The following is an 11,228-nucleotide window of genomic DNA, read 5'->3' on the forward strand; positions in this document are numbered from 1 at the left end:
ATATGCTTTGAGAATACGGAATTACTCGACAATACCCATGATGTCTTCTTCACGCATCACCAGCACTTCGTCGCCGTCCAGCTTGACGGCTTGGCCGGCATATTTGCCGAACAGCACGCGGTCACCAACTTTTACATCCAGTGCGCGGACTTTACCGTCGTCACTGACCTTGCCTTTACCTACGGCCAGGACTTCGCCCTGGTCGGGTTTTTCGGTGGCGCTATCCGGAATCACAATGCCGGAAGCGGTCTTGCGTTCTTCTTCCATGCGTTTGACAATCACGCGGTCGTGCAGCGGACGAATTTTCATTACTCTATCTCCTGGAAAAAATCGCTGTAACAAGAGCTGCATCAATGATTGATGCAACCCAAAAATGGAATCAGCCGAGAACGTTGTTAGCACTCTTGACTGAGGAGTGCTAATAATAGGGGCGGAAGCATCTAATTTCAAGGTATACATGAAAAATTCATATTGGTTGACGCGTAGCCGGGAGTCGGTTTGGCACCCCTGCACACAGATGAAACAGCTGGAAGACTACCCGCCGGTGCCCATTGCACGCGGGGAGGGCGTCTGGTTGTACGATTTTGACGATAAGCGTTATCTGGATGCAGTATCGAGCTGGTGGGTAAACCTGTTCGGGCATTGCAATCCGCGCATCAATGCGGCCCTGCGTGATCAATTGGAACAAATCGAGCACGTCATGCTGGCCGGGTTTACCCATGCGCCCGTGGTGGAACTGTCGGAACGTCTGGCCCGGCTGACGGGTCTCGGTCACGCGTTTTATGGTTCGGATGGTGCTTCGGCAGTGGAAATCGCGCTGAAAATGAGTTTTCACTACTGGCGCAATGTCGGTCAACCCGACAAGACCGAATTTGTCAGTCTGCAAAACAGTTATCACGGCGAAACGCTGGGTGCGCTGTCGGTAACCGATGTGGCGCTATTCAAGGACACCTATGCACCCTTGCTGCGCCACAGCGTTCAGGTTCCCAGCCCGGACTGGCGGTTGGCCGAAGCGGGAGAAACGTCGGAGCAATATGCACTGCGCGCGGCTGAATCGCTGGAAAATCACCTCGCCAAGCACCATGCGACGACCGCCGCATTGATTGTGGAACCCTTGATACAAGGCGCTGCGGGCATGGGTATGTACCATCCTGCCTATCTCAAACGCGCGCGGGCTATCTGCGACAGCTACGGCGTGCATCTGATTGCGGACGAGATCGCCGTCGGGTTCGGGCGCACCGGCACCATGTTTGCGTGCGAACAGGCAGGCATCCGGCCGGACTTCATCTGCCTGTCCAAGGGCATTACCGGGGGTTATTTGCCGTTATCGGCAGTGCTGACCACCGACCCGATTTATGCGGCGTTTTATGACGATGCCACCGCGCGCGGTTTCCTGCATTCGCATTCTTATACAGGCAACCCGCTGGCCTGCCGGGCGGCGCTGGCGACACTGGACATTTTCGAGCAGGACGACGTGCTGGAGGCAAACCGCAACAAGACGGCATATGGAAATCGCGCGGCTGAACCGCTGCGCAATCATCCACGCGTCAGGAATTTTCGCAATGCCGGCATGATCTGGGCATTTGAAGTTGGCGACGCTGCGCCCGGTTTTGCGCGTCGCCTTTACCATCTTGGGCTGGAAGCCGGCCTGCTGCTGCGGCCGATTGGCAATACCGTGTATTTCATGCCGCCATATGTGATTACTGAAGCGGAAATCAGCTGGATGATGGAAATCAGCTATAAATTAATAGACGCTGTTTAAAACCGATCATCGATCAAATCACATGCGCATCCATATTTATAGCGCCCGCCCGCACGATCAGCAGACACTGGTGACCCGCTTGGTTCAAGCCGGACATCGGGTTAGCAGTGACGCATCGCGCCTGGAATCGGCCACCCTGGCGGAATCAAAAGGGTGTGATGCCGTATGCACATTTGTTTGTGATGAGGTGTCCCGGGCCATATTGCAAGGCTTGCGTGAACAGGGTGTCAAATTGATACTCCAGCGTGCGGCGGGGACTGACAATATTGATCTCGCCGCGGCACGCGATATGGATATGGCTGTGGCACACGTTCCCGAATATTCGCCGCATGCGGTAGCTGAGCACGCTGTTGCGTTGCTGTTATCACTCAATCGTCATATCCATCAGGCCTACCAGCGCATGCAGCAGGCGAATTTTTCACTGGACGGCTTGCTGGGTTTCGACCTTCATGGCAAGACCGTCGGCGTGATTGGCATGGGGCGTATCGGACAGTGCTTTGCCACCATCATGCAGGGTTTCGGTTGCCATGTACTGGCATATGATCCCGCCGCTGCACCGGAACAACACATGGCGGGCGTGCGCTATGAGACCCTGGAGACGGTCTGGACGGCATCCGATGTATTGTCACTGCATTGCCCGCTGCGTCCGGAAACGCACCATCTGGTGAATGCCGAATTGCTGGCGCGTACACGCCCGCGCGCGCTCCTGATCAATACCAGCCGCGGCCCCGTGGTGGATACTGCCGCAGTACTGGCCGCGTTGAGAAGCGAGGCGTTGGGCGGTTATGCGGCCGATGTGTATGAAGGTGAAGCCTGCGTGTTTTTCCGCAACTGTTCCGGGTGCGGCTATGATGACCCGCTGCTGAATGATTTACTGCATGAACCCGGCGTATTGCTGACCCCGCATCAGGCTTTTTTCACCGCAGAAGCGCTGACCAGTATCGCATCTACCACTTTGGACAATATCACTGCGTTTTCGACCGGCCAGCATCGCGCCAATTTTCTGGTGTGACCCGAAGTATTGGCATCGCACAAGACGCCACAATCAATAGGCGTACCGTTCAACCCATTTGTTGCAACGTTCGCGTGCCTGGCGCGGAATGTTGAAGTCTCGCAATCCGGGCCCATATGAAACCAGGCAAGCACACAATACGAATAGGGTTGGTCGTGGAATGGCACGTAGCCCTCAATTTTGAAACTCAGGAGGCAAGATGATTTTCCGGCAATTATTTGAACCCGTATCCAGCACCTATACCTATTTGCTGGGCTGCGAGGAAACCGGCCAGGCATTGTTGATCGATCCGGTATTGCCCACCTGGCAACGCGATCTGGCCGAACTGAACGCGCTTGGCCTCAAGCTGGCGTACACCGTCGATACGCATATCCATGCCGACCATATCAGCGCGGCGCGCAAGTTTAAGCAGGAGGTCGGTAGTCGTATCGCCCATCCGGCGCTGGATCAATTGACGTGTACCGATGAGCCACTGGAAGACGGCAAGCCATTAACAGTAGGCGGGTTGTCGCTCATGCCGCTGCATACTCCGGGGCATACCGACAATCATTTTGCCTACGGCATCGATGGGCGCGTGCTGACCGGCGACGCGCTGCTGATTGACGGATGTGGCCGTACCGATTTCCAGAATGGCGATGCGCCCACCTTATATCGTAGCGTGCATGACAAGCTGTTTACACTGGGCGAAGACACGCTGGTCTATCCTGCGCATGATTATCAGGGGCGGCGCGTGTCCAGCATCGGCCAGGAAAAGACGCGCAATCCGCGTCTGGGCGACAACAAGCCGCTGGCAGAATTCGTCGAGATCATGGCCAATCTGAAATTGGCTTATCCAAAGTTCATTGATTATGCAGTGCCCGGCAACCGCGAATGCGGGCAGTGCCCGCCGGGGGTGCCGGAAAATCTGCAGCAATATTGCGAACAGATTAAAGCCAGTCACCAAGGCTAATTCGCTGTAGGCAGTATGTCTTTCCTCCAGCTACGATTGATAAACCGGTGAAACGCACCCACGCCATATACAATACAGAAACCGCTTTTTAATCCATCGGCGACACATCCAGTCATCGTATTTTTGCAGTCAAGGCACACAATGGGACAGATAAAGCGTCGTAATATTGTAAACGGATCGATGTTGTTAGGTGGCTGCCTGCTGGGTTGGAGTCATACGCTTCTAGCCGAACCCGTGGTTCCTAAACTGGGCACCTGTCCGGCCATTCAAAATGATGCCCAGCGGCTGGCTTGCTACGACAAATTGTCTGGCGCTATTCCGCTACCACCCTCTCCGGAACAAAAACAGGCAGAGCAAGCCGAGGCGCCAGTCGCAGCGCAGGCAGCAGCCGTTTCCGCAACGGCTGCTGCCCCCGGTCTGGAAAATGCTTCGCAGTTATCGCGCGAATGGGAGTTGGATGATAAAGACAAGCACGGTGCTTTTTTGTTTCGGCCTTTTCATACAAGTTATTTGCTGCCGGTTAAATATAGCAACTCGCCCAACAATATTCCGTTCCAGGGCGGTTTGCTGCAGTCTTCCGAAAAACTGGATTCAGTGGAAGCCAAGATACAGCTGAGCGGGAAAACCAAGGTGGTTGAAGGCCTGTTCAACAAGCGCGCCGATGTATGGCTGGGTTATACCGTGACGTCATACTGGCAGGCTTATAATTCCAGCATTTCAGCGCCTTTTCGGGAAACAGACTACATGCCCGAAGCCATGCTGGTATTTCGTACCGACTACGATATCGCCGGTTTGACAGGGCGTTTCATCAATCTTGGCCTGGTGCATGAGTCGAATGGGCGGGGGTCGACCCTGTCGCGCAGCTGGAACCGGATCTATGCGCAATTCGGATTCGAGCGCGGCGATTTTTCGTTGTTGATCAGGCCCTGGTATCGCATTCCGGAACGCGCAAGCAGCGACAATAACCCGGATATTCAGGATTATCTGGGACGCGGAGACATCGTCGCCACCTACACGAGGAATGGCAATACTTATTCGGTATTGCTGCGCAACAATCTGAAGCGCTCTGCCAATCGCGGTGCCGTGCAGGTTGACTGGAGCTTTCCGCTATATGGCCGCCTGCAAGGGTATGTGCAGTATTTCAATGGCTACGGCGAATCGCTCGTCGATTACAACCATAAGCAGCAATCGCTCGGAATCGGCCTGAGTCTGGCAGCCTGGCTATAGACGCAGGCTGCTGGTGCTTACGGATTCAGATGCACGCTTTGCATGAGGGCTTTCGCATAACGGCTGGGAATGGCGTAGGAAATGGCGCTTGGGTCTTTCAGCACATTTTCCTTGGTGCTTTTGATGAATGTGCTGTTGAGGGTGCCATAGACCCGACCGGTCAGCGGGTCGTACAGCGGACTGCCGCTATTGCCGGGGTAGGAAATGCCATCCAGCTGGAATATCTTGAACGGGTCTTCCTCACGGCGCAACATTCTGGCATCCAGGTAACGCGCATTCGGTGCCGGGCGCACAATAGGGGTAATCGACGAGATGCCGGCGCGGATGGATGCAGGGTATAGCCCGAGTATGCTGCCTATCGGATAACCTGTGAAATACAGCACCCAGCCTTCCTGCACAGAATCGGAATCACCCAGCCGTAGCACCGGCAGCGGCGCACCGGAAAATTTTAACAGCGCCATATCGTGTGCCGGGTCGGTCGCCTCCACCTCTACCGGGCGAAACTGCGTCGACTCACCCTCGCCGACAAATATGCCGAGCACTTCTTTATGTTCGATATCGAGCACCGGCTTGATCACATGGTAATTGGTGATCACATGCAGGCCGTCGCCCACCACATAGCCGGTGGCACGAAATTCGCCGCGTGGCGCACGTGTGGGCAGGTAAGTGCCGATGGCCACGACGGAGCGTTTTACCTTCTGGATGGTTTGCGGCAGCGTGTCTGCCAGTGCGCCAGGCATGGGCGAGGTGGCCAGGATGGCAATGCCGATCAATACCCCTTGCAGTGCTCGCAAAAAAACGGATTTCATTGTGCTCTCCTGTTCAGGCCGGAACAGGCATGATGCCTACAAGCTGATGATTTGCAAAGTCCCGCGCTTTCAGGGGCGTCCAAGTTTCAGTAGAATGCATTGGCACAGAAATGGCTTACAGTCGCGCATTACAATTCAGGGAGATGGGCATGAGTGTTGTTGCAGTAGTGGGTCTGGGTTACGTGGGACTGCCGCTGGCGGTGGAATTCGGCAAAAAGATGGAGACCATCGGCTTCGATCTTTCCACTGCCAAGGTGGAAAGCTACAAGACTTACTGCGATCCCACCGGCGAGGTTTCGACGGATGACCTGAAAGCCGCCGATAAATTGACGGTGACCACCGACCCCGCCCAGCTGGCGCGCGCCGATTTCATCATCGTCGCCGTGCCCACGCCGGTGGGCGATGCGCATCAGCCGGATTTCTCGCCGCTGATCGGCTCCAGCACCTCGGTCGGGCGCCATCTGAAAAAAGGCGCGATCGTGGTGTACGAATCCACGGTCTACCCCGGCGCCACTGAAGAAGTGTGCGTGCCCATCCTGGAGCGCGAATCCGGCCTGAAATGGAAGCAGGATTTCCACATCGGCTACTCGCCCGAGCGCATCAACCCCGGCGACAAGGAACACACCCTCACCACCATCCTGAAAGTTGTCTCGGGTGATGATGCGGAAACCCTGGAAAAAGTCGCGCAGCTGTATGAAACCGTCATCAAGGCTGGCGTGCACCGCGCCAGCTCGATCAAGGTGGCCGAAGCCGCCAAGGTGATCGAGAACACCCAGCGCGACCTCAATATCGCGCTGATGAACGAGCTGGCCATCATTTTCGACCGCATCGGCATCGACACGCTGGAAGTGCTGAAAGCCGCCGGTACCAAGTGGAACTTCCTGCCGTTCCGTCCCGGACTGGTGGGCGGCCACTGCATCGGCGTGGACCCGTACTATCTGACGCACAAGGCAGAAATGCTCGGCTACCATCCCGAGGTAATCCTCGCCGGGCGGCGCATCAACGACGGCATGGGCAAGTTCATCGCCGAGCAGACCGTCAAGCACATGATCAACACCGGCAGCCCGGTGAAAGGCCGCAACATCCTCGTGCTCGGCCTCACCTTCAAGGAAAATTGCCCCGACCTGCGCAACTCCAAGGTCATCGACATCATCAGCGAGCTGCAAAACTACGGCGCGAATGTCATCGTGCACGAACCGCTGGGCGAGCCTGCCGAGGCCAAGCACGAATATGGCGTGGACCTGACCGCGTGGGACGCGATTCCACAAGTCGACGCCATCGTCGCCGCTGTTGCGCACAACGAATACCTGGCGCAACCGCTGGCCGCTCTGACTGCCAAACTTAAATCCGGCGGCGTGTTTATCGATGTGAAATCCGCCTACGATCCTGTCGCAGTCAAAGCCGCAGGCTATGTCCTGTGGCGTCTGTAGCATGAGCCGCTACGAGGAAGTTTGCGCGCAGCTCCAGGCTGCACCGAAAACCTGGCTGGTCACCGGCGTGGCCGGTTTCATCGGCTGCAACCTGCTGGAACAACTGCTCCAGCTCGACCAGCGCGTGGTCGGCCTGGACAGCTTCGCCACCGGCCACCGCTACAACTTCGACAAGGTGCAGGCCAGCGTCAGCCCGCAACAATGGACACGCTTCCACTTCATCGAAGGCGACATCCGCAAGCTGGATGATTGCAAGGCGGCGTGCAATGGCGTCGACTACGTGCTGCACCAGGCCGCGCTGGGCTCGGTGCCGCGCTCGCTGGAAGACCCCATCACCACCAACGGCGCCAACATCGACGGCTTCCTCAACATGCTGGTGGCCGCGCGCGATGCACAGGTGAAACGCTTCGTCTACGCCGCCTCCAGCTCCACCTACGGCGACCATCCCGGCCTGCCCAAGGTCGAAGACAAAATCGGCAAACCGCTGTCGCCTTACGCGGTTACCAAATACGTCAACGAGTTGTACGCCGACGTGTTCTCGCGCTGCTACGGCTTCCACACCATCGGCCTCAGATACTTCAATATCTTCGGCCGCAGGCAGGACCCCGAAGGCGCCTACGCCGCCGTCATCCCCAAATGGGTCGCCAGCATGATCGCCAATGAGCCGGTCTACATCAACGGCGACGGCGAAACCAGCCGCGACTTCTGCTACATCGACAACACCATCCAGGCCAATATCCTGGCGGCCACCACCGACAACCCCGAGGCGGTGAACCAGGTCTACAACGTCGCGGTTGGCGACCGCACCACGCTGAACGAACTGTGCGAACACATCCGGCGTTTATTGGCAGTACGCTTTCCGCACCTGGAAACCTTCAAACCGACCTACCGCGATTTTCGGGCGGGGGATGTCCGGCATTCGCTGGCGGATATTTCCAAGGCGCAGCGGTTGTTGGGGTATGAGCCTACGCATCGGTTGGGGGAAGGGCTGGCTGAGGCGATGGAGTGGTATGTGGGGGATTTGGTGGGGAAACAATAGGCTGAGTAATGGCTTAATAAACCACTTTAGAATGTTTATTTTACATTGGGCTGTTAATAAGGTTGCCATGGATATGTTATTAGATCAAGGGGTTATAGGGATAGTAACAGGCATACTTACTACAGCAATCTTATATGCATTGAAGGTGTTTTGGAGTGCCAGTTTAGTCCCATTTTTAATTGCGTTACGATATCAAGGCGTAAAAATTGATGGGCAGTGGACAGGTATCGGAGAGAATAATGATCCTCAGCAGGGCGATATTTTCAGATCAGAATTCAGCTTGGTTCTAACTCAGAATGCACACAATATCAGTGGCTCATTCCTGTTTAAATTTAAAAACGAACAAAAGCAGTTTGCCCTCGACTTCGAGGTGCGTGGTTATATGTGGGAAGGTTACGTTACGCTCAATTTTACCCCAAAGGATAAGCGCGTAACCTCTTATGCAACATCATTGTTGAAGCTTCATGATGGTGGGCAAACTTTAAGAGGTACGTGGTTGTTTCGTGATGTAATAAGTGAGTTTGTTAATCAAGTGCCTCTGCTGTTAGTCAGAAATCAATAAAGTAGCTAACAGATGCTTTCAGTTAATCTTTCGCGCAGAATACGAGGAAATGGCAGGGTCATGCCTTGACTCACAGGAGCATGCCAGGGTCATGCCTTGACTGTTGCTTGAGAAATCTAGGTTCTTGTTTCAATAAGACTCTGGTTTAGGCAAGTCACTTTTCGCAACCTGTGGCCGGCCGGGATTGCCCGGCAGCAAGTTCTTTCTTTGCTCGTGCAAAGAAATGAACCAAAGAAAGCACGCCCCACCTTGCAGGCCTTCGGCTTCCCCCTGGCGTCAGGTCAAAAACCGGCCGGGACGGGAACTCGCCTGCGGCTCAAACAGCCGCCCCGCCTGATCGGTTTTTGGCCTGACGCCAGAGGCTGCTGCAAGAGGGGGTAAGCCGAAGTGGTCTGGTAGAGGATAGTCGTCGTTACGGCGTATGAGGACAACCAATACGAGGTGCATTGATTTCGAAAACCTCGAAGTAGGCATTAACGCATATAGGCGAAGCCTTCTTCCTGCTGCAAGCGCGCAATCTCCGCATCTGCCATTGGCACCATTTTGATGAAGCCGTGAATATCCTTAGCGGTGAAGCCTTGCAGGCGGGCAGCGGCCTTGCACATCCGGAACTCGATCACGCCACCTACTGAGAGGCTTTGGGCACGGATCATCAGATCCTTGTATTTATCGAAGTTTTTGATTGCAAAAAACGGAATTGACTTACCATGAAGTACGATCACGATCTTTGTATCAAACGCGTCTCCGCCGTTAAGCTGACTGAGGTAACTTGCCCGGTCGAGTACGCTGGTAAGGCCGGTAAGTGAGCCGGAAGTCGTGTCGTAAACCACTTTCTGTTTGCTGTATTTCTGTTGAATTTCAGTCGCGCTGCCCCATGGTGCCAAAGGCTCGGCTGCGTGAAGATACGGAGTAAAAAGCAGATATATGACGGTGAGTCCGATTGAAAGTGTTTTCATTTTCATCCTGAATATTTGAATTGTGAAACGCAACTCCATATAAAATCGGGCAGGCGTACGTTGAACGCCTGCCCGTGAAGTCACTTGTTATTTTATTTTTTGAGCTGTGGTTGATCTATATAGCGTATATCCTTTACTGACAGCGGAGTGGGATTGATGTACGCGTATCCCTTGTGTTCCCAGTAGGCAATTTCCGGAAAACCTGCCGGCACCACAGTAATGAAACCATGCATGTCATCGGCGTTGAAACCGGCCGCATGCATGGCGTTATTGCACATCTTGAATTCCACGCCGTCTTTCGCCAGCTCTGCCATCTTGTCCACAATACCCTGGTATTTCTGGTAATTCTCCTTCGCAAAAGCGCGCAACTCGGGGCCATGGGTCACCACTACAACCTTGCCGTGAGTGACCTTCTTGGTGTTCTTGACATAGTTGTAAAGAACATTCAACTTCTGCGGGTCATCATAGTTGACGTCGAACACAGTGTTGATGACCGGTATTTTGTGCATGTCTACCTTGGCGGTTCCATAGGGAGCGAACTCCTCGGCATGCGCGACGTATGAAACAGGAATTGCGAGGAATAGCAGCAACGCCGCAAGTTTTGGGGTGTATTTCATGTTATCTCCTTGAGTAGTTATGTTGAATAGAGGCCTGGATACTAGCTTGCCTCTTCTGGCCGTTTTCTACGGCCTTCCGTTTCGCGCAGCCACCGCCTCAGATAAGCGGTTTCGCGCAAAATCTGCGCTGAATCGCCAAGCGCATTGGCGATCAGACTGATTCCTTGCAGCCCTGCAATCAGATGCAAGGCTAAGGTTTTTGCTGTTCGTGTCCGGCCCATCAACCGGAACTGTGTTTCGCACCAGGCGAGCAGAAGATGAAAAGGGCGTGCCGCCTCAACACTCATCGGTCCTCGTCCTTTGGCCAGTTCGTAGCACAAGCTTCCGATTGGGCACCCGAACTCAGTATCCACTTCCTTGTCATCGATCCAGACTCTGATCAAGGCATCCAGTCGTGCTCGGGGATTCTTCTGTGCGGCTTGTTGATCGAGAAAACAGTTCAGCTCAATGATTCGTTGATCCATCACCGCGCGGACGATGTCTTCTCGGGATCGAAAGTAGTAATAAATGCTGCCAAGGGGAATTTCTGATTTGGCGGAAATGTCGGCAAGCGTGGTATTGAGAAAGCCGGCGTGGTATATCAATTCTGATGCGGCTTTGATCAGATGTTGGCGCTTGTCTGGAAGACGGGTTTGTGTGTTCATTCGAAAATGATAATAGCTAGTTAGCTAACTAGCAAATTCACATAAAGATTGTTTATAAAATAATGTCGCCTGCTACGTCATGGAGTTAAGTCTCTTAAGGATACTCTGCAAAACCCCCACTTTCGCGCCCCGCACCCGAACCCATTGTGTCAACATTGAGCCCATGAAACAAACCACCCTGAACCTAGACCTCAGTCTCAAGCGCACGCGCAAGCGTGAAT

The 11,228-nt window shown here is 54.5% G+C and carries 12 protein-coding genes; 7 read left to right on the forward strand and 5 right to left on the reverse strand.

Going from position 1 to position 11,228, the window contains the following annotated elements; translation table 11 throughout:
* Nucleotides 1–21 precede the first annotated feature (21 nt).
* Nucleotides 22–309, reverse strand: coding sequence for a co-chaperone GroES (groES, locus tag ACYCZJ_RS12270; RefSeq protein WP_124703249.1), 288 nt, complete (start codon nt 307–309; stop codon nt 22–24).
* A 148-nt stretch (nt 310–457) separates the two neighbouring features.
* Here groES and bioA point away from each other — a divergent pair, with 148 nt between their 5' ends.
* From bioA to ACYCZJ_RS12290, 4 genes are all read left to right on the forward strand, one after another.
* A complete protein-coding gene (bioA, locus tag ACYCZJ_RS12275) occupies nt 458–1,762 on the forward strand; it encodes an adenosylmethionine--8-amino-7-oxononanoate transaminase (protein ID WP_461554514.1) in 1,305 nt (434 codons plus the stop codon).
* 22 nt (nt 1,763–1,784) lie between these two features.
* Nucleotides 1,785–2,774, forward strand: a complete 990-nt coding sequence (locus ACYCZJ_RS12280; protein ID WP_461554515.1) for a 2-hydroxyacid dehydrogenase — start codon at nt 1,785–1,787, stop codon at nt 2,772–2,774.
* Nucleotides 2,775–2,973: 199 nt separating this feature from the next.
* Entirely contained in the window at nt 2,974–3,723 is a 750-nt protein-coding gene (locus tag ACYCZJ_RS12285; RefSeq protein ID WP_461554516.1) for an MBL fold metallo-hydrolase, read from the forward strand.
* A 141-nt stretch (nt 3,724–3,864) separates the two neighbouring features.
* On the forward strand, nt 3,865–4,950 hold the full coding sequence (locus ACYCZJ_RS12290) for a phospholipase A (protein WP_461554517.1): 1,086 nt from the start codon (nt 3,865–3,867) through the stop codon (nt 4,948–4,950).
* Nucleotides 4,951–4,967: 17 nt separating this feature from the next.
* Here the strand turns inward: ACYCZJ_RS12290 and ACYCZJ_RS12295 are convergent, their stop codons facing one another.
* Nucleotides 4,968–5,759: a S1 family peptidase gene (locus ACYCZJ_RS12295; protein ID WP_461554518.1), complete on the reverse strand. Its 792-nt coding sequence runs from the start codon at nt 5,757–5,759 to the stop codon at nt 4,968–4,970.
* 149 nt (nt 5,760–5,908) lie between these two features.
* Here ACYCZJ_RS12295 and ACYCZJ_RS12300 point away from each other — a divergent pair, with 149 nt between their 5' ends.
* From ACYCZJ_RS12300 to ACYCZJ_RS12310, 3 genes are read left to right on the forward strand one after another with little or no spacing between them, the layout of a single operon-like run.
* On the forward strand, nt 5,909–7,189 hold the full coding sequence (locus ACYCZJ_RS12300; RefSeq protein WP_461554519.1) for a nucleotide sugar dehydrogenase: 1,281 nt from the start codon (nt 5,909–5,911) through the stop codon (nt 7,187–7,189).
* A gap of 1 nt (nt 7,190) precedes the next feature.
* Nucleotides 7,191–8,228: an NAD-dependent epimerase/dehydratase family protein gene (locus ACYCZJ_RS12305; RefSeq protein ID WP_461554520.1), complete on the forward strand. Its 1,038-nt coding sequence runs from the start codon at nt 7,191–7,193 to the stop codon at nt 8,226–8,228.
* A 31-nt stretch (nt 8,229–8,259) separates the two neighbouring features.
* The gene (locus tag ACYCZJ_RS12310; protein WP_461554521.1) at nt 8,260–8,790 is read left to right on the forward strand and encodes a hypothetical protein; all 531 of its coding nucleotides are present in this window, start codon (nt 8,260–8,262) and stop codon (nt 8,788–8,790) included.
* A gap of 473 nt (nt 8,791–9,263) precedes the next feature.
* Here the strand turns inward: ACYCZJ_RS12310 and ACYCZJ_RS12315 are convergent, their stop codons facing one another.
* The 3 genes from ACYCZJ_RS12315 to ACYCZJ_RS12325 form a co-directional block, all read right to left on the reverse strand.
* Nucleotides 9,264–9,746: a DsrE family protein gene (locus ACYCZJ_RS12315; protein WP_461554522.1), complete on the reverse strand. Its 483-nt coding sequence runs from the start codon at nt 9,744–9,746 to the stop codon at nt 9,264–9,266.
* 92 nt (nt 9,747–9,838) lie between these two features.
* Nucleotides 9,839–10,363: a DsrE family protein gene (locus ACYCZJ_RS12320; protein ID WP_461554523.1), complete on the reverse strand. Its 525-nt coding sequence runs from the start codon at nt 10,361–10,363 to the stop codon at nt 9,839–9,841.
* 41 nt (nt 10,364–10,404) lie between these two features.
* Nucleotides 10,405–11,007 carry a TetR/AcrR family transcriptional regulator gene (locus ACYCZJ_RS12325; RefSeq protein WP_461554524.1) on the reverse strand — a complete coding sequence of 201 codons (603 nt, stop codon included), beginning with the start codon at nt 11,005–11,007 and terminating at the stop codon, nt 10,405–10,407.
* Between the last annotated feature and the right edge of the window lie 221 nt (nt 11,008–11,228).

This window comes from Sulfuriferula sp., assembly GCF_054605375.1.

What these genes read in the sequence shown, in the direction of transcription:
- ACYCZJ_RS12300 (WP_461554519.1), top strand. Translation starts at nt 5,909, where the DNA reads ATGAGTGTTGTTGCAGTAGTGGGTCTGGGTTACGTGGGACTGCCGCTG.
- ACYCZJ_RS12280 (WP_461554515.1), top strand. Translation starts at nt 1,785, where the DNA reads ATGCGCATCCATATTTATAGCGCCCGCCCGCACGATCAGCAGACACTG.
- bioA (WP_461554514.1), top strand. Translation starts at nt 458, where the DNA reads ATGAAAAATTCATATTGGTTGACGCGTAGCCGGGAGTCGGTTTGGCAC.
- ACYCZJ_RS12290 (WP_461554517.1), top strand. Translation starts at nt 3,865, where the DNA reads ATGGGACAGATAAAGCGTCGTAATATTGTAAACGGATCGATGTTGTTA.
- ACYCZJ_RS12285 (WP_461554516.1), top strand. Translation starts at nt 2,974, where the DNA reads ATGATTTTCCGGCAATTATTTGAACCCGTATCCAGCACCTATACCTAT.
- ACYCZJ_RS12325 (WP_461554524.1), bottom strand. Translation starts at nt 11,007, where the DNA reads ATGAACACACAAACCCGTCTTCCAGACAAGCGCCAACATCTGATCAAA.
- ACYCZJ_RS12310 (WP_461554521.1), top strand. Translation starts at nt 8,260, where the DNA reads ATGTTTATTTTACATTGGGCTGTTAATAAGGTTGCCATGGATATGTTA.
- ACYCZJ_RS12295 (WP_461554518.1), bottom strand. Translation starts at nt 5,759, where the DNA reads ATGAAATCCGTTTTTTTGCGAGCACTGCAAGGGGTATTGATCGGCATT.
- ACYCZJ_RS12320 (WP_461554523.1), bottom strand. Translation starts at nt 10,363, where the DNA reads ATGAAATACACCCCAAAACTTGCGGCGTTGCTGCTATTCCTCGCAATT.
- ACYCZJ_RS12315 (WP_461554522.1), bottom strand. Translation starts at nt 9,746, where the DNA reads ATGAAAACACTTTCAATCGGACTCACCGTCATATATCTGCTTTTTACT.
- ACYCZJ_RS12305 (WP_461554520.1), top strand. Translation starts at nt 7,191, where the DNA reads ATGAGCCGCTACGAGGAAGTTTGCGCGCAGCTCCAGGCTGCACCGAAA.
- groES (WP_124703249.1), bottom strand. Translation starts at nt 309, where the DNA reads ATGAAAATTCGTCCGCTGCACGACCGCGTGATTGTCAAACGCATGGAA.